Here is a 25,184-nt window from a genome sequence, read left to right as displayed (position 1 = left end):
TGTCCGTGTTGTTTCTTTGCGCTTCCTGCGCGACGTCCATGTGAAGTAGATTATCCGTGGATCCAATTTGGCGATAGAGGACGAATAGCAGCACGTCATGTAAGAGAATGCTTACAAACCCTCCAAGCCCTTAGAACAGTGCTTCATCCAGCAAAAACAGCGATTCGCTACCGGCTTTTACCGAGGCGCTGAGAGACGCGATCCTCGGCAACAAGCGGGCAAAATAGAAACGCGCGGTGCCCAGTTTGCTGGCGTAGAAGTCTTCCTGAGCCTCTTTACCCAAGGCAGCCTTGGCCATCAGGGCCCACATGTAGGCATAGGCCATGTAGCCGAACGCATGCAGGTACTCCACCGACGCCGCGCCGATTTCATTCGGGTTGGACTTGGCGCGATCCAGCAGCCAGGCGGTCAGTTCATCCAGGTCATCCACCGCCGCGTTCAATGGCTTGGTGAACTCGGCCAGTTCGGCGCCGGCCGTGGCGGTGAAATGGCGGATCTCGTCGGCGAACAGCTTGTAGAACGCGCCGCCGCTGCCGACGACCTTGCGTCCCACCAGGTCCAGGGCCTGAATGCCGTTGGTGCCTTCGTAGATCTGGGTAATGCGCACATCACGCACCAGTTGCTCCTGGCCCCATTCGCGAATGTAGCCGTGGCCGCCGAAAATCTGCTGGCCGTGCACGGTGGTTTCCAGGCCCAGGTCGGTCAGGAACGCCTTGGCCACCGGGGTCAGCAAGGCAACCAGGTCGTCCGCGCGTTTGCGGGTGGTGGCATCTTCGCTGAACTTGGCGGTGTCGAGTTGCATCGCCACGTAGGTGGAGAACGCACGGCCACCTTCGTTCGAGGCTTTCATGGTCAGCAGCATGCGCCGTACGTCCGGGTGGACGATGATCGGGTCAGCGACCTTGTCCTTGGCTTTCGGACCGGTTGGCGAACGGCTTTGCAGGCGGTCGCGCGCATATTCGATAGCGTTCTGATAAGAGCGCTCGCCGGAGGCCAGGCCTTGAATACCGACGCCCAGGCGCTCGTAGTTCATCATGGTGAACATCGCGGCCAGGCCACGGTTCGGCTCGCCCACCAGGTAACCCACGGCTTCGTCGAAGTTCATCACGCAAGTCGCGGAAGCCTGGATGCCCATCTTGTGTTCGATGGAGCCACAGGTCACCGGGTTGCGCGCGCCCAGGCTGCCATCGGCATTGACCATGAACTTGGGCACCAGGAACAGCGAGATGCCCTTGGGGCCCGCCGGTGCGTCCGGCAGCTTGGCCAGCACCAGGTGGATAATGTTGTCGGTGAGGTCGTGCTCGCCGCCGGTGATGAAGATCTTGGTACCACTGACCTTGTAGGAACCGTCTGCCTGAGGCTCGGCCTTGGTCCGAATAATCCCCAAGTCAGTGCCCGCATGCGGCTCGGTCAGGCACATGGAACCGGCCCACACGCCCGAGTACATATTCGGCAGGTAAGTGGCTTTGAGTTCTTCACTGGCGTGGGTGTTGATCGACACGCAGGCACCAGAGGTCAGCATCGGGTACAGGCCGAACGCCAGGCCCGAGGAGTTGATCATCTCTTCAACCTGGGCCGAAACGGCCTTGGGCATGCCCATGCCACCGTAGGCCGGGTCGCCACCGACACCTACCCAGCCGCCTTCGGCGTAGGTTGTGTAGGCGTCCTTGAAGCCGGCCGGGGTGAAAACCGCGCCATTCTCCCAGCGGCAACCTTCTTCGTCGCCGCCACGGCTCAGCGGGGCGACGGTCTTGGAGGTGACTTTGCCGGCTTCTTCGAGGATTGCCTCAACGGTCTCGGCGTCGACGGTATCCGCCAGCGCTGGCAACTGAGCCCAGAGTTTGGCGACTTCGAAAACTTCGTTGAGGACGAAGCGCATATCGCGCAGCGGCGCTTTGTAGTCAGCCATGGCAAACCTCGTGAGAACTTTAAAGTGATTCGGGTAGTGTCGGTTTTACAGACCCCGAGTGTACCCGAACAACTTTTGAGACACATAGGGTCTGATCATGACCAATAGGTATTTTACAGTCATTAAAGCGCAAACAGCTCTGCCGGCAGACTCATCAGGCACTCACTGCCCGCCTCTACTGCCGCCCGATGGGCTGCCGTGCGTGGCAACAGGCGCTTGAAATAGAACTCGCAGGTGGCCAACTTGCCTCGGGCGTAATCGGCATCACCGCTGCCGCCGTCCAACTGCTCTTGTGCCACCAGCGCCATGCGCAGCCACAGGTAGGCGAGGATGATGTAGCCGCTGTACATCAGGTAATCCAGGGCTGCGGCGCCGACTTCATCGGGGTTTTTCATGGCCGCCATGCCAACCTTGACCGTCAGCTCGCCCCACTGCTGATTCAGCTCGTTGAGCTGCGCCACATGGGCCTTGAGTTGCGGATGCTCGGCATTGGCCGCGCAGAACTTGTGGACGATCCTGGTAAAGCCCCGCAGCAGCTTGCCCTGGCTGCCGAGCACCTTGCGCCCGAGTAAATCCAGAGCCTGAATACCGTTGGTGCCTTCATAAATCGGCGCAATCCGGCAATCGCGAACCAACTGCTCCATGCCCCACTCACGAATAAAGCCATGGCCGCCGAACACCTGCATGCCGTGGTTGGTCACCTCCAGCCCGGTTTCGGTCATGAACGCTTTGCAGATCGGCGTGAGGAATGCCAACAGGTCTTCGGCTTCCTGACGCTGACCCTCATCAGCACTCAGGTGCGCCGTATCGAGTAACTGAGCAGTGAAGTAGGTCAGCGCCCGATTGCCTTCGTTGAAGGCTTTCATGGTCAACAACATACGCCGCACATCCGGGTGGACGATGATCGGGTCTGCCGCCTTTTCGGGCGCCTTGGCACCGGTCAGCGAGCGCATCTGCAAGCGATCGTTGGCGTACTTGACTGCGCCCTGGAAGCTCGCTTCACCCAGGCAAAGGCCCTGCATGCCGGTGCCCAGGCGCGCATGGTTCATCATGGTGAACATGCAGTTGAGGCCCTTGTTCGCCTCACCGATCAGGAAGCCCCGGGCGCCATCGAAGTTCAGCACACAGGTGGCAGAAGCCTTGATGCCCATCTTGTGCTCGATGGAGCCGCAACTCACCGCGTTGCGCTCGCCCGAGTCGGCGTGGAATTTAGGCACGATAAACAGGGAAATACCCTTGGTCCCGGCCGGCGCTTCCGGCAGCTTGGCCAGCACCAGGTGGATGATGTTTTCACTCATGTCGTGCTCGCCGGCCGAGATGAAAATCTTGCTGCCGGTGACTGCGTAGCTGCCGTCTGCCTGAGGCACGGCGCGGGTCTTGATCAGCCCCAAGTCGGTGCCGCAATGGGCTTCGGTCAGGCACATGGTGCCGGTCCACTGGCCCGCGGTGAGTTTGCTCAGGTAGGTGTTTTTCTGTTCTTCAGTGCCGTGGGCATGGATCGCCGACATCGCACCGTGGGTCAGGCCGGGGTACATGCCCCAGGACGTGTTGCTGGAGGCTATCATCTCGGCGAGCACCAGGCCCAGGGACAGCGGCAAGCCTTGCCCGCCGTAGGCTGGGTCTGCTGCCAAGCCGTGCCAGCCGCCTTCCACGTACTGGGCGAAGGCTTCCTTGAAACCCTTGGGCGTGGTCACCACACCGTTGTCGAAATGGCAGCCTTCTTCATCACCGGAGCGGTTCAGCGGTGACAGGACGTTTTCGCAGAACTTGGCGCCTTCTTCGAGGATCGCACCGACCATGTCCGGGCTGGCATCGTTCGCACCCAGCGCCGCGTAGTGGCCGTGGAAATCAAAGACGTGATCGATCAGAAAGCGCATGTCGCGCAGGGGAGCTTTATAGTCAGGCATGGCAATGTCTCCGGCAGCAGATGCCTTCAACCTACTGCCGCCCGGCCCACCGGACAATCACTGTAGCGCCGCTGAATACAGCGACATCACTCAACCGGCAGCACTGTCCATGCGCACCGCGCCCCGGCGGCTTTGCCCCCAAGCGACCACACAATTACGCCCGGCACCCTTGGCGCTGTACAGCGCCTGGTCGGCAGACTTGAGCACTTCTTCAGGCGTACGCTGCTCGGCCTGACGCTCGGCCACGCCAATGCTGACCGTCACCGACACGCTGGAAGCGCCACTGCCTGCACGACGTTGCCGGCCTTGCTGGTCGTCGTTGGGGCGATCGGAGTTACGCAACTTGATGTCGTAGTTGGCGATGATTTCTCGAATCTCTTCCAGGTGCGGCAGGCACTCATCCAGGGTCTTGCCGGCGAACACCACGGCAAACTCTTCACCGCCGTACCGGTAAGCCCGGCCGCCGCCATTGACCTTGGACAGCTTACTGGCCACCAGGCGCAATACCTGGTCCCCCACGTCGTGGCCGTGGGTGTCGTTGAAACGTTTGAAGTGATCGACATCGCCCATGGCCAGCACATAGTTGCGCCCCAGGCGCTGCATACGCTCATTGAGCGCGCGGCGGCCCGGCAGGCCCGTCAGCTCGTCACGGAAGGCCATTTGATAAGCCTCGTGCGCCACGCCCGCAGCGATCATCAGCATCACCTGGCTGCACATGATGTTCAGGGTGAACGGCAGGATGAAAGTCTGCGGCAACATCCAGAACAACCCCAGCAACCCCACCAGCTGCGCGGCGTGCAGCGGCCTTGGCTGGTACCAGTACTGCGCGGCCAGGGTGACAAAAGCAATCAGGAACATCGGATACGACAGCTGGATCAGGCTCATCCAGCGGCCATGCAAGGCGGGCCAGCGAATCTCGGCCAACCAGCTCAACAAGGCCTGGGGGAAACTTTGCTCAAGGGCCAACGCCACGCTACCGACCGCAAACAGCACCGCGCAGCGTGCGACGAAGTCGCGAAACAGATGGGTTTTTTCCTGCCAGACCGCATAGATGCCGAACAGCAGCGGCAACAACAGGCAACACAGATGGAAGACCACGGCCGCGTCTTCACGCACACGGCCGTGGTCGCGGTAGTAATCGGTCTGGGTGTCCAGCAGGAAATAGATGACGTACACCGTGATCATCAGGAACAGCTCGCGCTGCCTGCGGTAGACGGCGCAGTACGAGCCGCCCAGCAGCAACACCAGGGTCGGCAGCACGTTGAACAGTGAAGTGAAGAACACGTTGAGATCCTTCACGTACGCAGCCGAGAGCCCCGCCAGGAGCAATAGCAGTGAAGGTAGAAAATGACTGAACCGTACAGCAGACGCGCGCGACAAGGGTAAAGCTCCGACCCACTAAAAAAGATGGCACAGTGCCTTCACTGAGCACAGTTAAGCACATTCGCTGCGATGCGTATCACATTGCCATCACTTTAACGGCCGCGCGGCGCAATCCCTGAGTGCTGCGCTGTGGTTTTTTATCGCGCAAAAAAAAACCGCCGCTCCCGAAGGAGCGGCGGCTTTTGAAATGAACCCGCTAAGGCTTAGTAGCCCAGGTCGAAGTTCTCTTCTTTCATGTCCATCAGGTTGTTGGCGCCCGACAGCATGGTTGCAACGTGGGTGCGGGTACGCGGCAGGATGCGCTGGAAGTAGAAGCGCGCCGTCTGCAGCTTGGCGGTGTAGAAGCCTTCTTCGGTGGTGCCGGCAGCCAGTTTCTCGGCGGCCAGGCGGGCCATGTCGGCCCAGAAGTAAGCCAGGCAGGCGTAGCCGGAGTACATCAGGTAATCCACCGAAGCGGCGCCGACTTCTTCACGGTCCTTCATGGCAGCCATGCCGACCTTCATGGTCAACTCGCCCCATTCTTTGTTCAGTGCAGCCAGCGGTGCAACGAATTCCTGTACCGCTTCGTTGCCTTCGTTGGCCTGGCAGAACTTGTGGACGATCTTGGTGAAGCCCTTCAGCGCTTCGCCTTGGGTCATCAGCACTTTACGGCCCAGCAGGTCGAGGGCCTGGATGCCGGTGGTGCCTTCGTACAGCATCGAAATGCGACTGTCGCGAACGTTCTGCTCCATGCCCCATTCGGCGATGAAGCCGTGGCCGCCGTAAATTTGCACGCCGTGGTTGGCGGCTTCAAAACCGACTTCGGTCATGAACGCCTTGGCGATCGGGGTCATGAACGCCAGCAGTGCGTCAGCCTGTTTCTTGGCTTCGTCGTCGGTGCCGTACTTGACCACGTCAACCTGCTTGGCGGTGAAGTACACCATCGCGCGGTTGCCTTCGGCGAAGGCTTTCATGGTCAGCAGCATGCGGCGCACGTCGGGGTGCACGATGATCGGGTCGGCAGCCTTGTCTGGCGCTTTCGGGCCAGTGAGGGAGCGCATTTGCAGGCGGTCGCGGGCATATTTCAGGCCGCCCTGGAAGCCGATTTCAGCGTGGGACAGGCCTTGCAGCGCGGTACCCAGGCGAGCGGTGTTCATAAAGGTGAACATGCAGTTCAGGCCTTTGTTCGCCGGGCCGATCAGGAAGCCGGTGGCCGCGTCAAAGTTCATCACGCAGGTGGCGTTACCGTGGATGCCCATTTTGTGTTCCAGGGAGCCACAGGACACCGCGTTGCGCTCGCCAATCGAACCGTCTGCGTTCGGTACGAACTTGGGCACGATGAACAGCGAAATGCCTTTGGTGCCAGCCGGTGCGTCCGGGAGGCGGGCCAGCACGATGTGGACGATGTTGTCGGCCATGTCGTGTTCACCGGCCGAGATGAAGATCTTGGTGCCGGAAACCTTGTAGGAGCCATCAGCCTGAGGTTCAGCCTTGGTGCGCAGCATGCCCAGGTCGGTGCCGCAGTGCGGTTCGGTCAGGCACATGGTGCCGGTCCACTCGCCCGACACCAGCTTGGTCAGGTAAGCCTCTTGCTGTTCCGGGGTGCCGTGTTCCGAAATGGTGTTCATCGCGCCATGGGACAGGCCCGGGTACATGCCCCACGACCAGTTGGCTTCGCCGACCATTTCGCTGACTGCCAGGCCCAACGACTCCGGCAGGCCTTGGCCACCGTGCGCCACGTCGTGGGCCAGGCTTGGCCAGCCGCCTTCAACGAATTGTTTGTAGGCTTCTTTGAAACCGGTAGGGGTCTTAACGCCTGACTCGCTCCAGGTGCAACCTTCGATGTCACCCACGCGGTTCAGCGGTGCCAGTACCTGCTCACAGAACTTGGCGCCTTCTTCGAGAATGGCGTCAACCATGTCCGGGGTAGCGTCCTGGCAAGCCGGCAGGCTCTGATAGTGCGCTTCATAGCCAAGCAGTTCGTCACGAACGAAGCGAATATCACGCAAGGGGGCCTTGTAGTCAGGCATAGCGATAAACCTCTGCTGATGTATCTGGGATGAACAACCGCGTGGATGTGTTGTGGCGGTCAAACAGTTGTTTGAAACATACGTTTACGACCAATCCTTGTCAAGCGTCGCGCAAATGCCGTTTGTCCTGACGTGGGTCAACGTCAGGCACGGCGAGGCCTGCAGCGAAATGCCGCATGAAGATTCAGCGTGAAGAAAGATTATTGAGCGGCGAAGACCAATGTGGGAGCTGGCTTGCCTGCGATGCAGGCGCCGCGGTGTATCAGGAGGACCGAGGTGACGCTATCGCAGGCAAGCCAGCTCCCACAGAGAAGCCAGCTCGCACGATAAACAAGAGGGGGTTATGCGTAAGTGTCGATCAACGTGCCGAGCATTTCGTCGGAAGCCTTGGCGACTTTGACGCCCAGTTCGACCTGGAACTTGCCTTGGGCCATCTCGACCATATTGCTGGCCGAATTGGTTGCCTGATTGGCATCTACCGAGCGCAAACGATCATTTTGCGCGTCCGAAGGCTGGTTAGTGGCGGCGCTGGCGATCTTGCCCGCGGCCTGGTCGACACGGTTCTGCCCGGTCTGAATCGCGCTCAGCCCCGAGTAAAACGCACTGCTACCAGAGATTTCCATGGCGTGAACCTGCCTAAAAGAGAATCGTGAACCGTTATTGAAGCAGACATACCGGCAAAACGCCCGTCAAAAACACTAATGGCATAATGCCTTAGCGATAGGCAAAACTAGTCAAGCAGGTCCAGTTGCAAGTACTCGGCAACCGCTTCGGCGCCGGGATGCTTGAGCTTTGGCACCCTGCCCAGGCATGGCGCAGGCAGTCGTTCAGCCAGGGTTGCGAGGTTTTCTTCCAGACGAGAGGTCTTGGGATCGATGATATTGGCCACCCAGCCCGCCAGCGGCAAACCGTCCCGGGCGATGGCTTCGGCGGTCAGCAGCGCATGGCTGATACAGCCCAGCCGCACGCCCACCACCAGAATCACCGGCAGCTTCAGCGCCTGGGCCAGGTCTGACAAATTGTCCTGATCGGCCAATGGCACACGCCAACCACCCGCGCCTTCGATCAAGGTGAAGTCCGCCTGCTTGGCCAGAATATGCTGCATGGGTTTGAGCAACGACTGCACCGTGAGTGCCACACCGGCTTCACGGGCCGCCAGGTGCGGTGCGATGGCCGGCTCGAACGCCACCGGGTTGACCTCGGCATAGGTCAAGGGCAATGAGCATTCAGCCAGCAGCGCCAGGGCGTCCGAATTGCGCAGGCCCTTGGGCGTCACCTGGCAGCCCGAGGCCACCGGCTTGCCAGCAGCGGTGCTTTTACCGGCTTGCCGCGCAGCATGCAGCAGGCCGGCGGCGATGGTGGTCTTGCCGACGTCGGTGTCGGTCCCCGTGATGAAGTAAGCGGCACTCATAGAGGTTTCTCCAGGACGGCGTACACCACTTGATAAGTCGCCGGCAGGCCCTGGGCCTGGCGGAACTGCTCGTAGGCTTGCACCAGTGCAACAATCCGCGCCCGGCCCGTCAAGCCTCCGGGGCGCCCCGGGTTCAGATTGTGCGCACCCAACGCTTTCAATTCGTGAGTCAGGCTGCGCACATCCGGGTAATGCAGCACATGGGGACGCAGCTCCAGGCTACGCACTCGCAAGCCACTGGCCGCGCACAACTGTTCATAAGCACTGAACGGCCGGAAGCGATTGACGTGAACCATGCCATCCGCCGCACGCCAACTCTCGCGCAACTCATCCAGTGTACCCACGCACAGGCTGGCAAACGCCAGCATGCCGCCGGGTTGCAACACCCGCCGTGCTTCGCTGAGCACTGCCGCAAAATCCGAGCACCACTGCACCGCCAAGCTGGAGTAGATCAGCCCGCAACTGGCGTCCTGCAACGGCAAACGCTCGGCATCGCCAGCGATAAAATGCTGCGCACCGCCCAAGGGCCGGGCGTGGTTGAGCATGCCCTCGGCGATATCGACAGCCAAACCTTGGCTATCCGGAAATGACTGGTGAAGCACGCGGCTGAAATAGCCCGTACCGCAGCCCAGGTCCAGCCAGCGTTGTGGAGAAATACCGTCGGGCACACGCCGCAGCAACTCGCTACCCACCGCACGCTGCAACTCGGCAACGCTGTCGTAACTGGCGGCTGCGCGAGAAAAGGAAGCCGCTACCTGGCGCTTGTCTGGCAAGCCGCCCGGCAGCGCAGGATGGGATAAATCAGTCATCACCGCACTCATGCAAAAAAGCCTGGATGGCCCCCGCTACACCGTGGGGGTCCTCCAGTAGAAAAGCGTGACCGGCCTGTTCAATCAGGCCGATTTCAACATCGGGCAACAACGTCAGCAGGTCGCTGGCCGCCTCAGCGGGCACCAGGCCGTCCATGCCGGCAAACAGGTGCAATTGCGGGCCGCGAAAGGCCAGTAATGCCTCACGGGTATCCAGTTGAGCCAGTAACTCAAGGCCGGTCATCAGCACAGAGGAGGACGTATTCGGCGCCCCGCTGACCAACAAGCGCGCCAGCCCGCGAGGATCTTCGGCGCCCTTGGCACACAGCAAACCGAAGCGCTTGAGCGTGACCTGGGAATCGGCATTGCACCCGGCGAGAAACGCATCGAAGGTTTCGGCGGGCATCGCGCTCGGCCAGCCGTCATGGGCGACAAAACAAGGGTTGCTGGCCAGGGTCACCAGGCCGCAGCAACGATCGCCCCGACGCGCGGCCAGCTCCGTTGCCAGCATCCCGCCGAGGGACCAGCCGCCCAGCCAGGCGTTGTCCGGCAGGCTGGCGTCCAACTCGTCGAGCCATTCGTCGAGGTCGCTGGAAGCCAGCACCGGCAAGGGTTCGATATGCACCCGCAAGTGCTCATCCAGGCCCTGCAACGCCGCCGCCAACGGTTCCAGCGGCGAAATACCGAGGCCCCAGCCGGGCAGCAATATCAGTCGATCACGCATGGCCGGGCTCCTGGCCTAACAAGCGGAAACACTCTTCCAATGCGCTTAACAATAGCTGCACCTGGGCTTCACTGTGGGCTGCCGTCAGGGTTACCCGCAGGCGGGCGCTGCCGGCGGGCACGGTTGGCGGCCGGATCGCGGTCACCATCAGCCCACGCTCGCGCAACATCTGCGACAAACGCACGGCACGGGCACTGTCGCCAATCATGATCGGCTGGATCGGCGTGAAACTGTCCATCAGTTCCAGGCCGATCTGCTCGGCGCCCTGGCGGAACTGGCGGATCAGCCCGTTGAGATGCTCACGTCGCCAATGCTCGGTGCGCAGCAGCTCCAGGCTTTTCAACGTGGCACAGGCCAACGCTGGCGGTTGGCTGGTGGTGTAGATGTATGGGCGGGCGAACTGGATCAGGCTTTCGATCAGCTCTTCGCTGCCTGCCACAAATGCCCCGGCAGTACCGAAGGCCTTGCCGAGCGTGCCCACCAATACCGGCACGTCCTCCTGGCTCAAGCCAAAATGCTCGACGATCCCGCCACCGTTGGCGCCCAAAGGCCCGAAGCCATGGGCGTCATCCACCATCAGCCACGCGCCCTTGGCCCGGGTTTCACGGGCCAGCGCCGGCAGGTCGGCCAGGTCGCCGTCCATGCTGAACACGCCGTCGGTCACCACCAGCGTATTGCCGGTGGCTTTCTCCAGGCGCTTGGCCAGGCTGGCCGCATCGTTGTGCAGGTAACGATTGAAGCGCGCATCCGAGAGTAAACCGGCATCCAGCAACGAGGCGTGGTTAAGACGGTCTTCGAGCACCGTATCGCCCTGCCCTACCAACGCCGTGACCGCGCCGAGGTTGGCCATGTAACCGGTGGTGAACAGCAGCGCCCGCGGTCGACCGGTCAGGTCGGCCAGGGCTTCTTCCAGTTCATGGTGCGGCGTGCTGTGCCCGACCACCAGATGCGAAGCGCCACCGCCCACACCCCAGCGCGCCGCGCCCGCACGCCAGGCTTCAATCACGTGCGGGTGATTGGCCAGGCCCAGGTAATCGTTATTGCAGAACGCCAGCAACGGCTGGCCATCGACCACCACTTCAGGGCCTTGAGGGCTCTGCAGCAGCGGACGTTGGCGATACAGATGTTCGGCACGACGGGCCGCAAGACGCGCGGCGAGATCGAAAGACATGAGACCTCGGTAGATCAGGTTGAACGCGGTCAAAAATGTGGGAGCGGGCTTGCTCGCGAATGCGGTGTGTCAGTCAGTACAGGCATCAACCGAAAGACCGCTTTCGCGAGCAAGCCCGCTCCCACATTTGGATTGCATTCCAAAGTGGAATTATCAAACAGCCGCGTTGTAGAACTGCTCGCTGCTCTTTTGCTCCACCAACGCCTGCTCGATCGCCGCCTGGTGCACTTCATCGGCGTGCTCCTCACGGGCTTCCGGCAAGATCCCCAGGCGCGAGAACAGCTGCATATCTTTATCCGCCTGCGGGTTGGCGGTGGTCAGCAGCTTGTCGCCGTAGAAAATCGAGTTGGCACCGGCAAAAAACGCCAGGGCCTGCATCTGCTCGTTCATCGCCTCACGCCCGGCCGACAGCCGCACATGGGACTGCGGCATCAGGATGCGAGCCACCGCCAGCATGCGGATGAAGTCGAACGGGTCGATGTCGTCGGCGTTTTCCAGCGGTGTGCCGGCAACTTTCACCAGCATGTTGATCGGCACCGATTCCGGATGCTCCGGCAGGTTGGCCAGCTGGATCAGCAGGTTGGCGCGGTCGTCCAGCGACTCGCCCATGCCGAGGATGCCGCCCGAGCAGATCTTCATCCCCGAATCACGCACGTACGCCAGGGTTTGCAGGCGCTCGCCGTAGGTGCGGGTGGTGATGATCGAGCCGTAGAACTCCGGCGACGTGTCGAGGTTGTGGTTGTAGTAATCGAGGCCGGCCTGGGCCAGGGCTTCGGTCTGGTCCTGGTCGAGGCGGCCGAGGGTCATGCAGGTTTCCAGGCCCATGGCCTTTACGCCTTTGACCATCTCCAGCACGTAGGGCATGTCTTTGGCCGACGGATGCTTCCAAGCGGCGCCCATGCAGAAGCGGGTCGAACCGATGGCCTTGGCGCGGGCGGCCTCTTCGAGGACCTTCTGCACTTCCATCAGCTTCTCTTTTTCCAGGCCAGTGTTGTAGTGGCCCGACTGCGGACAATATTTGCAATCTTCCGGGCAAGCGCCGGTCTTGATCGACAGCAGCGTGGAAACCTGGACGCGGTTGGCGTCGAAATGCGCGCGGTGCACGGTCTGCGCCTGGAACAACAGGTCATTGAAGGGCTGCACGAACAGCGCTTTGACTTCGGCTAGAGACCAATCGTGACGCAGGTTGGCAGTGATGCTGGCGCTCATGGGCGATTCCTTGATTATGCTTTGGCAAGCCCTGCGGGAAGTAATACCCACAGGCACGACACGGATGCTCGGCATATTTAAGGAAGATTCATGCACTGTCAACTTGATAACAAACACGAGGTTTACATCTGGTTAAAAAACAACCAAATCTGTTTAGTCTGCGATGAAAGCAGCGAAACAGCCCATTCCATCTGCAACGTCTGCGAAACCGAGCTGCCCTGGCTGATGGATCAGTGCGAGGTGTGTGCACTGCCGTTGCCCATGACCGGCCTGGTATGCGGCCAATGCCTGAAGCAACCGCCGGCGTTTAACCAGGTGGTTGCACCCTGGACCTTCAGCTTTCCCGTCGACAGCCTGATCAGCCGTTTCAAGCATCAAGCCCGCTGGCCGCTGGGCCATTTGCTCGCGCACCTGCTGGGGCAATTCCTGCAACACCATTATGAAGATACCGGGCTGGCGCGCCCCGACTGCCTGCTGCCCGTGCCCCTGGCCCGCAAGCGCCTGCGGGAACGGGGGTTTAACCAAGCGGCAATGCTCGCGCGCTGGCTGAGCAAGGACCTGAACATCCCTTACGATGAGCACCTGCTGTTACGGCCTCATGAAACCGTGGCGCAGCAGGCCCTGGACGCCAAGACCCGCAAGCGCAACCTGCTCCAGGCCTTTGCCTTGGCGGACGGTGCCCAGGTTAAAGGCCGGCACCTGGCGCTGATCGACGACGTACTCACCACCGGCGCCACCGCCAACAGCCTGGCCCGGCTCTTGATGGACGCCGGTGCCCGACAGGTCGATGTGTATTGCCTGGCGCGCACGCCCAAGCCGGGCACATGACTTGACTCCGAGGCGCCCTGCCCGCAACGTCTGCCCATTCCATCGAAGCGTGTCCCCATGTCCCTGCCAACCCTCTTGAGCCAACACATCGTCCGTCGCCCCCAGCGTATCGCGCTGCTGCAACACATTGCCGAACAGGGCTCCATCACCCGCGCCGCCAAGAGCGCGGGCCTGAGCTACAAGGCAGCCTGGGACGCCATCGACGAGTTGAACAACCTGGCGCAAAAGCCTCTGGTGGAACGCAGCGTCGGCGGCAAAGGCGGTGGCGGCGCCAAGCTGACGGCCGAAGGCGAACGGGTATTGCGCCTCTACCAGCGCCTGCAAGTGTTGCAAGCCCAGGTGCTGGACTCCGCCGAAGACGCCAGCGACTTCAACCTGCTGGGCCGCCTGATGCTGCGCACCAGCGCACGCAACCAGTTGCACGGCAGAGTCATGGCCATCGACAGCCACGGCCGCAACGACCTGATTCGCCTGGAGCTGGCCGGCGGGCTTGGCCTGGATGCGCAAATCACCCATGACAGCACCTTGCACCTGGAGTTGGAGACCGGCACCGAAGTCGTCGCCCTGATCAAGGCCGGCTGGCTTGACGTGCTGGCCGTCGAGCAAACCGCAACACCTGGACACAATTGCCTGGAAGGAAAAATCGAGGCCATTCTCGACGCCGGTGACGGCCCCAGCGAGGTCCGTATCACCCTGCCCAATGGCCAGGTTTTGTGCGCCCTGGCCCAGCCCGACGCGCTCGCGCAGATCAATGCCGCCGAAGGCCAACAGGTGAAGGTGCAGTTCTCCCCCAGCAACGTGCTGCTGGGCACCCCGGTGTAACGCTTCAAACTGCAACAGTTTCGTCACGACCGCTCCCTAAGGTGGCTGAAAAAACCCGCAGGGAGCCTGAAATGAGCCTGTTAGAAGAAAACCAAACCACCGACCTGGAACAGATGGTCGGCCTCACCCGCCGTCGCTTTATCGGCGCCGGCGCCCTGTGCGGTGCTGCAATGTTCCTCGGCGGCAACCTGCTGACCCGCAGCGCCATGGCCGTGAGTGCCGCCTCCAACAGCCCATTGCTGGGTTTCGCCAGCATCGCCGCCGCCACCAGCGACACCATCACCCTGCCGCCCGGCTACAGCGCCTCGGTGCTGATCAGTTGGGGCCAGCCGCTGCACAAGAACGCGCCGGCCTTCGACCCCAGCGGCAACGGCACGGCCAAGGCCCAGGAACAGCAGTTCGGCGACAACAACGACGGCATGAGCCTGTTCGCCTTCCCCGGTGACGACAACCGCGCGCTGATGGCGATCAACAACGAATACACCAACTACCGCTACCTCTACGCCCACGGCGGCGCGCCGCAATCGGCCGAGGACGTGCGCAAGGCGTTGGCCAGCGAAGGTGTGTCGGTGATCGAAGTGCGGCGCAAAGGCGACACTTGGCAGTTCGTCCAGGACTCGCGCTACAACCGGCGCATCCACGGCAACTCACCGATCCGTTTTGGCGGCCCCGCGGCGGGCCATGCCTGGTTGAAAACCAGCGCCGACAAAACCGGCAAGAAGGTCCTCGGCACCTTCCAGAACTGCGCCAACGGCAAGACCCCGTGGGGCACCTACCTGACCTGCGAAGAAAACTTCACCGACTGCTTCGGCAGCAGCAACCCGCAACAAACCTTCGACGCCGGCCAGAAACGCTACGGCGTGGTGGCCGCCAGCAAAGACATCAACTGGCACCCGCACGACCCGCGCTTCGACATGGCCAAGAACCCCAACGAACTCAACCGCCACGGCTGGGTGGTGGAAATCGACCCGTTCGACCCGCAATCCACCCCGGTCAAACGCACCGCCCTGGGCCGCTTCAAGCACGAAAACGCCGCCCTGGCAGAAACCCGCGACGGTCGCGCCGTGGTGTACATGGGCGACGACGAGCGCGGCGAGTTCATCTACAAGTTCATCAGCCGCGACAAGATCAATCACAAGAACCCCAAGGCCAACAAGGACCTGCTGGACCACGGCACCTTGTACGTGGCGATCTTCGACGCGGGCGACGGCAATGCCGACCATCCCAAGGGCCAGGGGCAATGGGTCGAACTGACCTACGGCAAGAACAGCATCGACGCCAACACCGGTTTCGCCAGCCAGGCCGAAGTGCTGATCCACGCCCGCCTGGCGGCCAGCGTGGTGAAAGCCACCCGCATGGACCGCCCGGAATGGATCGTGGTCAGCCCCACCGACGGCCAGGTGTATTGCACCCTGACCAACAACGCCAAGCGTGGCGAAGACGGCCAGCCGGTAGGCGGCCCGAACCCGCGGGAGAAAAACGTCTACGGGCAGATCCTGCGCTGGAAGGCCAATGCCAACGACCATGGCGCGCCGGATTTCAGCTGGGACCTGTTTGTGGTGGCTGGCAACCCGGCCGCGCATGCCGGGACGCCTAAGGGCGGCTCATCCAACATCAACCCGCAGAACATGTTCAACAGCCCCGACGGCCTGGGCTTCGACAAGGCCGGGCGGTTGTGGATCCTCACCGATGGCGACTACAGCAACGGCGGCGACTTTGCCGGGATAGGCAATAACCAGATGCTGTGTGCCGACCCGGCAACCGGTGAGATCCGCAGGTTCATGGTGGGGCCGGTGGCCTGTGAAGTGACCGGGATCAGCTTCTCGCCAGACCAGAAAACCCTGTTCGTGGGGATTCAGCATCCTGGAGAAACCGGTGGCTCGACCTGGCCGGAACATCTGCCGAATGGCAAGCCACGGTCCTCGGTGATGGCGATTCGTCGGGATGATGGCGGGATCGTCGGCGCCTGATAAGGCCTCTTCGCGAGCATGCCCGCTCCCACACTTGACCGAGTTCCACCTTTGGAATGCGGTCAAGTGTGGGAGCGGGCTTGCTCGCGAACGCGTCCGCACAGCCACCACCTATCTATGCCCGTGTGCGTTACCATACCCGGCCGGACGCGGCGCCCTGCTGCGCGCAGGAGTTCGCATGGCACACCCGTTTGAAACACTGACCCCTGACCTGGTGCTCGACGCTGTCGAAAGCATCGGTTTCCTCAGCGACGCCCGCATCCTCGCGCTCAACAGCTACGAAAACCGTGTCTACCAGGTCGGCATCGAAGACTCCGAGCCCTTGATCGCCAAGTTCTACCGGCCGCAGCGCTGGACCAACGAAGCGATCCTCGAAGAACACAGCTTCACCTTCGAACTGGCCGAGTGCGAAGTGCCGGTGGTGGCGCCGATGATTCACAACGGCGAAAGCCTGTTCGAACACGCCGGTTTCCGCTTCACCCTGTTCCCGCGCCGGGGTGGCCGCGCGCCGGAGCCCGGCAACCTCGACCAGCTGTATCGCCTCGGCCAACTGCTCGGCCGCTTGCACGCGGTCGGCTCCACCCGCCCCTTCGAACACCGCGAAGCCCTGGGCGTGAAGAATTTCGGTCACGATTCCCTGAACACCCTGCTGGAAGGCAATTTCATTCCTCGCAGCCTGCTGCCAGCCTACGAGTCCGTCGCCCGCGACCTGCTCAAGCGTGTGGAAGAGGTTTACAAAGCCACGCCCCACAAGAACATCCGCATGCACGGCGATTGCCACCCCGGCAACATGATGTGCCGCGACGAGATGTTCCACATCGTCGACCTCGACGACTGCCGCATGGGCCCCGCCGTACAGGACCTGTGGATGATGCTCGCCGGTGATCGCCAGGAATGCCTGGGGCAGCTGTCGGAACTGATGGACGGCTACCAGGAATTCCACGACTTCGACCCGCGAGAATTGGCCCTGATCGAACCCCTGCGCGCATTGCGCTTGATGCATTACAGCGCCTGGCTCGCACGGCGCTGGGACGACCCGGCGTTCCCCCACAGCTTCCCCTGGTTTGGCAGCGAACGTTACTGGGGCGACCAGGTGCTGGCGTTGCGCGAACAGCTGTCGGCGCTCAATGAAGAACCGTTGAAGCTGTTCTGATCCCTACCGTCTGGGCCCAAGCCTTGGGCCCTGCACTTTCAACACACATCCCCTGACAAATATCCTTACAATCGCGGCTTTGTTAGCTGCCTAAGCAAGGATTCTGCATGCAAGCCGCCAACCCCCGTCGCGGGTACATATTGGGCCTGAGCGCCTACATCATCTGGGGCCTGTTCCCGATCTACTTCAAAGCCATCGCCAGCGTTCCCGCCGCAGAAATCATCGTCAACCGCGTGCTGTGGTCGGCGCTGTTCGGCAGTTTGTTGCTGATGGTGTGGAAGCACCCGGGCTGGTTTCGCGAACTGCGGGACAACCCCAAGCGCCTGGCGATCCTGGCCCTGAGCGGCACCTTGATCGCGGCTAACTGGCTGACCTATGTGTGGTCGGTGAACAGCGGTCGCATGCTTGAGGCCAGCCTGGGTTATTACATCAACCCGCTGGTGAACGTGCTGCTGGGCATGGTGATCCTGGGTGAGCGCCTGCGCCGCCTGCAATGGGTGGCCGTGGGCTTGGCGACGGTAGGTGTGGCGCAACAGGTGTGGCAAGTCGGCAGCCTGCCGTGGGTGTCCCTGGTACTGGCGGCGACCTTTGGCTTCTACGGGTTGATCCGCAAGCAGGCGCCGGTCAAGGCGCTGCCTGGGCTGGTGGTGGAAACCTGGATGCTGGTGCCGATTGCCATCGCATGGCTGCTGTTCAATCCGTCTGCCCATAGCGCGCAGATGGCGTTCTGGAGCACCTCCGAAGCATGGTGGCTGGTAGCTGCGGGCCCGGTGACGCTGATCCCGCTGGTGTGTTTCAACGCTGCCGCGCGACATTTGCCCTACACCGCCCTGGGCTTCCTGCAATACGTGGCGCCGACCCTGGTGCTGCTGGAAGCGGTGCTGCTGTTCAACGAACACTTGGCGCCAGCCACGCTGATCGCCTTCTGCTTTATCTGGGCCGGCCTGGTGGTTTACAGCCTCGACGCCTGGCTGACCATACGGAAAAACTGATCAAATAACGTACAATCGCCTGCAAGCCACAGCCGGCGTGGCTTGCAGGCATTCACCCCAAGGTTATCCACAGCCTGATCCCCGGCGTTTGTGCACAAGCCCTTGAAACTGCTCGTTTTTTGCTCAACCGGCGAAGAGCCACGGCCCGCGTGGGCTGGCCGCGGGTCTCTACAGGTTATCCACAGGCCCATGCAAGATTTCCATGCATAACCTTGTGGGCAACTATTCCTCGCTGCGCAGTTCCAGTTCCACCATCAAGTCATCCGCCAGGGTTTCCAGGGCGGCCTGCAAGGTCTCCAACGGCAGCGTCAATGGCACCGCCAGCAGGGCTTCGGCGTGGAACAGCGGGTCGCTGCTCATGGGCGCCGGGCGCACGTCGGTGATCAGGCGCTCCAGGTTGACGCCCTGCTTGCTGAGCAGCGCGGTGATGTCGCGGACAATCCCTGGCCGATCGTTACCCACCAGCGCCATCGCGATCGGTTGCGACTCACTGGCGGCGACCGAACTGCTTTCACCCAGCAGCACGCGAATGCCGTGGGTGGATAAGTCTTCCAGCGCTCCAATCAAATCCAGACGATTTTCCGCCGGCACGCTCACGCGCAAAATCCCGGCAAACTGCCCGGCCATGTGCGCCATGCGGCTTTCCAGCCAGTTGCCGCCGTGGGAGGCGATGCATTGGGCGATGCGTTCAACCACGCCGGGTTTGTCCGGGGCGATGACAGTCAGTACGAGATGGTCCATGGTGTCGTCCTCTTGTTCGGCTTCTTGTAGGAGCGAGCTTGCTCGCGAAGAACCTGAGAGCAACGTTGGGTGTCAGGCTTCCCGCGTTATCGTTAACAACCTTCGCGAGCAAGCTCGTTCCTACAAGGTGGACGCAGGCGCTCACGAAAACAAATCGTGTACCGTTTTTATATTTATCTGGAACAATCCAATAGTTTTTTGAGAACATCCCGTACCCCACTGTGACCGTACGACCAAAGTGGGTCGCTAAACGACGTATTTAGTCTAATTTTCACAACCGCAACTCATCATGTAGTATGCCCAATCGCGCACTACATAACGTTAGGTCGATGTCTGCCAAGGCAACCACGCACCGCGATGCAGCCCGCCCAGCCGCCTTCAACGGCATGTACTGGTGCGGCGTGCTCACGGTTTACATGGCCAGAGGCTTCATTGGTAAATTGAAAAGCTGAAAAGCGCATAAGCTCCGCAGAGTGAGGCAAGCAATGACTGAACACGTTCAAGTCGGTGGCCTGCAGGTCGCCAAAGTCCTGTTCGACTTCGTGAACAACGAAGCCATTCCTGGTACCGGCATTACCGCCGACCAGTTCTGGGCCGGTGCCGACAAGGTCATCCACGACCTGGCGCCGAAGAACAAAGCCCTACTCGCCAAACGCGATGATTTTCAAGCGCGCATCGACACCTGGCACCAGGCACACGCCGGCCAGGCCCACGACGCGGTGGCCTACAAAGCCTTCCTCCAGGATATTGGATACCTGCTGCCAGAAGCTGCGGATTTCCAGGCCTCGACCCAAAACGTCGACGAAGAAATTGCCCACATGGCCGGCCCGCAGTTGGTCGTGCCGGTGATGAACGCCCGTTTTGCCCTCAACGCCTCGAATGCGCGCTGGGGCTCCCTGTATGACGCGCTGTATGGCACCGATGCCATCAGCGAAGCCGATGGCGCCGAGAAGGGCAAAGGCTACAACAAGGTGCGCGGCGACAAGGTCATCGCCTTCGCCCGCGCCTTCCTAGACGAAGCCGCGCCCCTGGCTGCCGGCAGCCACGTGGACTCCACCGGCTACAAGATCGTCGACGGCAAGCTCGTGGTCAGCCTCAAGGGCGGCAGCAACAGCGGCCTGCACAGCGATGCCCAGTTGATCGGCTACCACGGCGACGCCGCCAAGCCGACCGCGATCCTGCTGAAACACAACGGCCTGCACTTCGAAATCCAGATCGACGCCAGCACCCCGGTCGGCCAGACCGACGCTGCCGGCGTGAAGGACGTGCTGATGGAAGCCGCCCTGACCACCATCATGGACTGCGAAGACTCCGTCGCCGCCGTCGATGCCGATGACAAGGTGGTGATCTACCGCAACTGGCTCGGCCTGATGAAGGGCGACCTGTCGGAAGAAGTCGCCAAGGGTGGCAAGACCTTTACCCGCACCATGAACGCCGACCGCGTTTACACCGGTGCAGACGGTAAAGAAGTGACCCTGCACGGGCGTTCGCTGTTGTTCGTGCGTAACGTTGGCCACTTGATGACCATCGACGCGATCCTCGACAAAGACGGCAACGAAGTGCCAGAAGGCATTCTCGACGGCCTGCTCACCAGCCTCTCGGCGATCCACAGCCTCAACGGCAACAACAGCCGCAAGAACAGCCGCACCGGTTCGGTCTACATCGTCAAACCGAAAATGCACGGCCCGGAAGAAGCAGCGTTCACCAACGAGCTGTTCGGCCGCATCGAAGACGTGCTGAAGCTGCCACGCAACACCCTCAAAGTCGGGATCATGGACGAGGAGCGCCGCACCACGGTCAACCTCAAGGCCTGCATCAAGGCTGCCAGCGAGCGCGTGGTGTTTATCAACACCGGCTTCCTCGACCGTACCGGCGACGAAATCCACACCTCCATGGAAGCCGGCGCGATGGTGCGCAAGGCGGCGATGAAGGCTGAGAAGTGGATCGGCGCCTACGAAAACTGGAACGTCGATATCGGCTTGAGCACTGGCCTGCAAGGTCGTGCACAAATCGGTAAAGGCATGTGGGCCATGCCCGACCTGATGGCCGCGATGCTTGAGCAGAAGATTGCTCACCCGCTGGCCGGCGCCAACACGGCGTGGGTTCCGTCGCCAACGGCTGCCGCGCTGCACGCGCTGCACTACCACAAGGTCGACGTATTCGCCCGCCAGGCCGAGCTGGCCAAGCGCGAGCGCGCATCGGTGGACGACATCCTGACCATTCCTCTGGCCCAAAATACCGATTGGTCTGACGAAGAAATCCGCAACGACCTGGACAACAACGCCCAGGGCATCCTCGGTTACGTGGTGCGCTGGATCGACCAGGGCGTAGGTTGTTCGAAAGTGCCGGACATCAATGACGTCGGCCTGATGGAAGACCGCGCCACCCTGCGTATCTCCAGCCAACACATCGCCAACTGGTTGCGCCACGGCATCGTCAATGAAGCCCAGGTGATGGAAAGCCTCAAGCGCATGGCGCCGGTGGTAGACCGTCAGAACGCTGGGGACGCGCTGTATCGTCCGCTGGCTCCGGATTTCGACAGCAACATCGCGTTTCAGGCAGCGGTGGAGTTGGTGATTGAAGGGACCAAGCAGCCGAATGGTTATACCGAGCCGGTGTTGCACCGCAGGCGTCGTGAGTTCAAGGCTAAAAATGGCTTGTAAGTAAGCGCTGGAAACGAAAAAGCCCTGATCGAAAGATCAGGGCTTTTTTCTTGTAGGAGCGAGCTTGCTCGCGAAAAACCCAAGACCACCGCGTTCATACAGAGTGCCTGCGTTATCGTTGACGATTTTCGCGAGCAAGCTCGCTCCTACGACGCCATCCCCAACTCCCGCTTCACCATCTTCGCCAGCTTCACGCTATCAATCGGCTTGAGCAGAAAGTCCACCACGCTCAAATGCATGGCATCAATCACATCCGGTGCTTCAGCATCCCCCGACATGATGATGATCGGCAGCGCCGCCCGGGTGGATTCGCGCACCTGGCGAATCAATTGCAGCCCGTTGCTCGGCGCCATGCGCAGGTCGGTGATCAGCAAGCCAATGGAGCTGCTGGAACTCAACAAGTCCCACGCCGACTCACCACTGTCTGCGGTCATGCAGCGGATTCCGTCCAGGCCAAGAATTTCTGCCAGCAGTTCGCGAGAGTCCTTGTCGTCATCCACGATCAAAACCCGTTGTGGCGGTAAATCAGGCTCCTGCATAACAGCGCTCAGGGCCTCGCGCTCGGCATCACTCAAAATATCGTGGTCGGACATACGTTTCTCGGCAGTTCTTATCAATCTCCCAGCACAGAAGTCAGACATCACCGGAAGGGCGAACAATGTGCACTTCGTCGGAAAGTTTGCCTAGTGGGCGTTCTACGGGGTTTGGACGATATTCATGTAAGGTTTTTCCCTAGTACTGGAAGGCAGAACGCTACCTAGACTTACGTCCAATGGGCACCCGCAGCGCAGAAGTCGACCATGAGGCACGATAACGACAAAAAAACTGCGGTCATAGGTATGAGTAAAGCTGATGCTTTCACACAAGCGGGAAAAACCGCTGTGTTGCAGAACATCCACGGCACCCTGCAATTCCTGCAACGCTTCCCGCCGTTCAACCAGATGGAAAACGCCCACCTGGCTTTTCTGGTAGAGCAGTGCCAATTGCGCTTCTACAGCCCCGGCGAGAGCATTCTCAAGCCGTCGGGCGGGCCGGTGGAACACTTTTACATCGTCAAGCAGGGGCGCGTGGTCGGCGAGCGGCCGGATTCCACAGAAACCACCTTTGAAATCACCACCGGTGAATGTTTCCCGCTGGCTGCGTTGTTGGGTGAACGGGCGACCCGCACCGAACATAAAGCCGCTGAAGACACCTTCTGCCTGCAACTGAACAAGCCTGCGTTTATCAAGCTGTTTGCCCTTTCCAGCGCGTTTCGCGACTTCGCCTTGCGCGGGGTGAGCAGCCTGTTGGATCAGGTGAATCAGCAAGTCCAGCAAAAAGCCGTGGAAACCCTCGGCACGCAATATTCGCTGAACACCCGGCTGGGCGAGTTGGCCATGCGTCACCCCGTGACCTGCAGCCCGCTGACGCCGCTGCGCGAAGCCGTCACGCAGATGCACGAACAGCAAGTGGGCAGCATCGTGATCGTCGATGAGCACAAGGCGCCCCTGGGGATTTTCACCCTGCGCGACCTGCGCCAGGTGGTGGCCGACGGCACCAGCGATTTCAGCCAGAGTATTCAGCGCCATATGACCCAGGCGCCGTTCTTTCTCACGCCGGACCACAGCGCCTTCGACGCCGCGATTGCGATGACCGAACGGCATATTGCCCACGTGTGCCTGGTCAAGGATCAGCGCCTGTGCGGCGTGGTGTCTGAGCGCGATCTGTTTTCCCTGCAACGGGTGGACCTGGTGCACCTGGCCCGCACCATTCGCAATGCGCCGCGGGTGGACAACCTGGTGGCGATCCGGGGCGAAATCGGCCAGTTGGTGGAGCGCATGCTGGCCCATGGCGCGTCGTCCACCCAGATCACCCACATCATCACCTTGCTCAACGACCACACCGTGTGCCGCGTTATCGAGCTGACCCTGGCCGACAAGGGCGACCCTGGCGTGCCGTTCAGTTGGCTGTGTTTCGGCAGCGAGGGCCGCCGCGAGCAGACGCTGTATACCGACCAGGACAACGGCATTCTGTTCGAAGCCAGGGATGCCGCTGAAGCCGACGAGATTCGTGCTCGCTTGCTGCCGCTGGCACAACAGATCAATCAGAGCCTGGCGCTGTGCGGTTTTACCCTGTGCAAAGGCAACATCATGGCCGGCAACCCTGAGCTGTGCCTGTCCCGGGCGGAATGGGCGCGGCGGTTTGCCGGGTTTATCCGTGAGGCGACGCCTGCGAACCTGCTGGGTTCGAGCATCTATTTTGATCTGCGAGTGGTCTGGGGTGACGAGCAAGGGTGCGAGCAATTGCGCCAGGGCATTCTCGACCAGGTGGCGGACAACCGCTTGTTCCAGCGCATGCTGGCCGAGAACGCGCTGCGCCAGCGCCCGCCGGTGGGGCGTTTCCGGGATTTTGTGCTGACACGCAAAGGCGCCGACAAGGCCACACTCGACCTCAAGGTGCAAGGCCTCACGCCCTTTGTCGACGGTGCCCGGCTGCTGGCGTTGGCCAATGGCATCAGCGCCATCAACACCCAGGAGCGCTTGCGCCAACTGGTGGCCAGGGAAGTTATCGAGCGCCTGGACGGTGCGGCCTATGAAGAGGCCTACCACTTTATCCAGCAAACCCGCATGCAGCAGCACCAACTTCAAACCCGCGAGAACCTGCCCTACTCCAACCGCGTCGACCCCGACAGCCTCAACCACCTCGACCGGCGCATTCTGCGTGAATCCCTGCGCCAGGCCCAACGCCTGCAAAGCAGCCTGACCTTGCGGTATCAGCTGTGAGCTTGTTTGGTTGGCTGCGTAAACCCAAACCCGGCCTGGATGCGGCGCAACAGCGGCGAGTCGAGCAATTGCCCGAGCCTCGGGAGCTGGGGGACGGTTCGCTGCGGGACCAGCGCTGGGTGGTGGTGGACCTGGAAACCAGCGGCCTGAACCTCAATCGCGACCAGGTGTTGTCGATAGGCGCGGTGGTGATCGAAGACGGCGCGGTGGATTTCTCCCAACTGTTCGAACGCACCCTGCAACGGGCCGAGACCAAGCTCAGCCCCAGCGTGCTGATCCACGGCCTGGGGCCCAGCGCCATTGCAGCGGGCAGTGATCCGGCTGAAGCGTTGATGGACTTTATGGAGTTTGTTGGCGACAGCCCGTTGCTGGCGTTTCATGCGCCCTTTGACCAACACATGCTGTGCCGGGCGCTCAAGGACAGCCTGGGCTATCGCCTGAACCACACCTTTGTGGACGTGGCCGACATCGCCCCGCTGCTGTGCCCCGACGCGAACATTCGCGAAGCAGGGCTGGATGACTGGATCGGGCATTTCAAGCTGCAGGTGGGTGAGCGTCACCATGCCAGTGCGGATGCGTTGGCGACGGCGGAGTTGATGTTGATTCTGTTCAGCCGGGCCCGGCAGCAGCAGATTGATAGTCCCAAGGCTTTGCAAGATCGCCTGGGCCAGTGGAAACGTCGCAAGCAAGCCCCCTCATTCTAATTGTGGCGAGGGAGCTT

20 protein-coding genes and 1 pseudogene are annotated in these 25,184 nt (G+C 61.4%); 8 read left to right on the top strand and 13 right to left on the bottom strand.

Annotated features, from left to right (window positions below; all coding sequences use genetic code 11):
• Positions 1-130: 130 nt before the first annotated feature.
• The 10 genes from CEC48_RS08515 to bioB form a co-directional block, all read right to left on the bottom strand.
• Positions 131-1,909: an acyl-CoA dehydrogenase C-terminal domain-containing protein gene (locus CEC48_RS08515; RefSeq protein ID WP_088423338.1), complete on the bottom strand. Its 1,779-nt coding sequence runs from the start codon at positions 1,907-1,909 to the stop codon at positions 131-133.
• A gap of 122 nt (positions 1,910-2,031) precedes the next feature.
• The gene (locus CEC48_RS08510; RefSeq protein WP_088423337.1) at positions 2,032-3,816 is read right to left on the bottom strand and encodes an acyl-CoA dehydrogenase C-terminal domain-containing protein; all 1,785 of its coding nucleotides are present in this window, start codon (positions 3,814-3,816) and stop codon (positions 2,032-2,034) included.
• A gap of 90 nt (positions 3,817-3,906) precedes the next feature.
• A complete protein-coding gene (locus tag CEC48_RS08505; protein WP_088423336.1) occupies positions 3,907-5,196 on the bottom strand; it encodes a diguanylate cyclase in 1,290 nt (429 codons plus the stop codon).
• Between the two features lie 206 nt (positions 5,197-5,402).
• On the bottom strand, positions 5,403-7,208 hold the full coding sequence (locus CEC48_RS08500) for a phenylacyl-CoA dehydrogenase (protein ID WP_008434376.1): 1,806 nt from the start codon (positions 7,206-7,208) through the stop codon (positions 5,403-5,405).
• Between the two features lie 341 nt (positions 7,209-7,549).
• The gene (locus CEC48_RS08495; protein ID WP_088423335.1) at positions 7,550-7,831 is read right to left on the bottom strand and encodes a pyrroloquinoline quinone biosynthesis protein PqqE; all 282 of its coding nucleotides are present in this window, start codon (positions 7,829-7,831) and stop codon (positions 7,550-7,552) included.
• A gap of 107 nt (positions 7,832-7,938) precedes the next feature.
• Positions 7,939-8,619, bottom strand: a complete 681-nt coding sequence (gene bioD / locus CEC48_RS08490; protein WP_088423334.1) for a dethiobiotin synthase — start codon at positions 8,617-8,619, stop codon at positions 7,939-7,941.
• Positions 8,616-9,428 (bottom strand): malonyl-ACP O-methyltransferase BioC, encoded by an 813-nt coding sequence (gene bioC, locus CEC48_RS08485; protein ID WP_088423333.1) that lies wholly within the window; start codon positions 9,426-9,428, stop codon positions 8,616-8,618. Before bioC ends, bioD begins: the two co-directional genes overlap by 4 nt.
• Positions 9,421-10,152, bottom strand: coding sequence for an alpha/beta fold hydrolase (locus CEC48_RS08480; protein WP_088423332.1), 732 nt, complete (start codon positions 10,150-10,152; stop codon positions 9,421-9,423). Before CEC48_RS08480 ends, bioC begins: the two co-directional genes overlap by 8 nt.
• Positions 10,145-11,323 (bottom strand): 8-amino-7-oxononanoate synthase, encoded by a 1,179-nt coding sequence (gene bioF / locus CEC48_RS08475; protein WP_088423331.1) that lies wholly within the window; start codon positions 11,321-11,323, stop codon positions 10,145-10,147. The genes CEC48_RS08480 and bioF overlap by 8 nt, the downstream gene beginning before the upstream one ends.
• Positions 11,324-11,476: 153 nt before the next feature.
• On the bottom strand, positions 11,477-12,532 hold the full coding sequence (bioB, locus tag CEC48_RS08470) for a biotin synthase BioB (RefSeq protein WP_003211072.1): 1,056 nt from the start codon (positions 12,530-12,532) through the stop codon (positions 11,477-11,479).
• Between the two features lie 90 nt (positions 12,533-12,622).
• Between bioB and CEC48_RS08465 the strand changes: the two genes are divergently transcribed.
• The 5 genes from CEC48_RS08465 to rarD all read left to right on the top strand — a co-directional run bounded on the left by CEC48_RS08465 (position 12,623) and on the right by rarD (position 18,297).
• The gene (locus tag CEC48_RS08465; protein ID WP_088423330.1) at positions 12,623-13,360 is read left to right on the top strand and encodes a ComF family protein; all 738 of its coding nucleotides are present in this window, start codon (positions 12,623-12,625) and stop codon (positions 13,358-13,360) included.
• A 57-nt stretch (positions 13,361-13,417) separates the two neighbouring features.
• Positions 13,418-14,182 (top strand): TOBE domain-containing protein, encoded by a 765-nt coding sequence (locus CEC48_RS08460; protein ID WP_088423329.1) that lies wholly within the window; start codon positions 13,418-13,420, stop codon positions 14,180-14,182.
• A 71-nt stretch (positions 14,183-14,253) separates the two neighbouring features.
• Positions 14,254-16,152, top strand: coding sequence for a PhoX family phosphatase (locus CEC48_RS08455; protein WP_088423328.1), 1,899 nt, complete (start codon positions 14,254-14,256; stop codon positions 16,150-16,152).
• A 178-nt stretch (positions 16,153-16,330) separates the two neighbouring features.
• Entirely contained in the window at positions 16,331-17,305 is a 975-nt protein-coding gene (locus CEC48_RS08450; RefSeq protein WP_003211077.1) for a serine/threonine protein kinase, read from the top strand.
• 107 nt (positions 17,306-17,412) lie between these two features.
• Positions 17,413-18,297: an EamA family transporter RarD gene (gene rarD / locus CEC48_RS08445; RefSeq protein WP_088423327.1), complete on the top strand. Its 885-nt coding sequence runs from the start codon at positions 17,413-17,415 to the stop codon at positions 18,295-18,297.
• Between the two features lie 222 nt (positions 18,298-18,519).
• Here rarD and CEC48_RS08440 read toward each other — a convergent pair whose 3' ends face one another.
• Positions 18,520-19,038, bottom strand: coding sequence for a glycine cleavage system protein R (locus tag CEC48_RS08440; protein WP_088423326.1), 519 nt, complete (start codon positions 19,036-19,038; stop codon positions 18,520-18,522).
• Positions 19,039-19,063: 25 nt separating this feature from the next.
• Positions 19,064-19,150, bottom strand: a pseudogene (locus CEC48_RS31805) (outer membrane lipoprotein carrier protein LolA); the annotation flags it as partial.
• A 373-nt stretch (positions 19,151-19,523) separates the two neighbouring features.
• Here CEC48_RS31805 and CEC48_RS08430 point away from each other — a divergent pair.
• On the top strand, positions 19,524-21,701 hold the full coding sequence (locus CEC48_RS08430) for a malate synthase G (RefSeq protein WP_088423324.1): 2,178 nt from the start codon (positions 19,524-19,526) through the stop codon (positions 21,699-21,701).
• Positions 21,702-21,847: 146 nt separating this feature from the next.
• Here the strand turns inward: CEC48_RS08430 and CEC48_RS08425 are convergent, their stop codons facing one another.
• A complete protein-coding gene (locus CEC48_RS08425) occupies positions 21,848-22,294 on the bottom strand; it encodes a response regulator (protein WP_088423323.1) in 447 nt (148 codons plus the stop codon).
• 246 nt (positions 22,295-22,540) lie between these two features.
• Between CEC48_RS08425 and CEC48_RS08420 the strand changes: the two genes are divergently transcribed.
• Together CEC48_RS08420 and CEC48_RS08415 are read left to right on the top strand one after the other, a co-directional pair.
• A complete protein-coding gene (locus CEC48_RS08420; RefSeq protein ID WP_176438690.1) occupies positions 22,541-24,463 on the top strand; it encodes a putative nucleotidyltransferase substrate binding domain-containing protein in 1,923 nt (640 codons plus the stop codon).
• Positions 24,460-25,167: a PolC-type DNA polymerase III gene (locus CEC48_RS08415; protein ID WP_088423321.1), complete on the top strand. Its 708-nt coding sequence runs from the start codon at positions 24,460-24,462 to the stop codon at positions 25,165-25,167. The genes CEC48_RS08420 and CEC48_RS08415 overlap by 4 nt, the downstream gene beginning before the upstream one ends.
• The last annotated feature ends 17 nt before the right edge of the window (positions 25,168-25,184 follow it).

Origin of the sequence: Pseudomonas sp. K2I15 (assembly GCF_002204795.1) — a bacterium.
Taxonomy (GTDB): Bacteria; Pseudomonadota; Gammaproteobacteria; order Pseudomonadales; family Pseudomonadaceae; genus Aquipseudomonas.
Note: the sequence above shows the minus strand (reverse complement) of the source record. Positions and strands in the feature narration are given on the sequence as shown.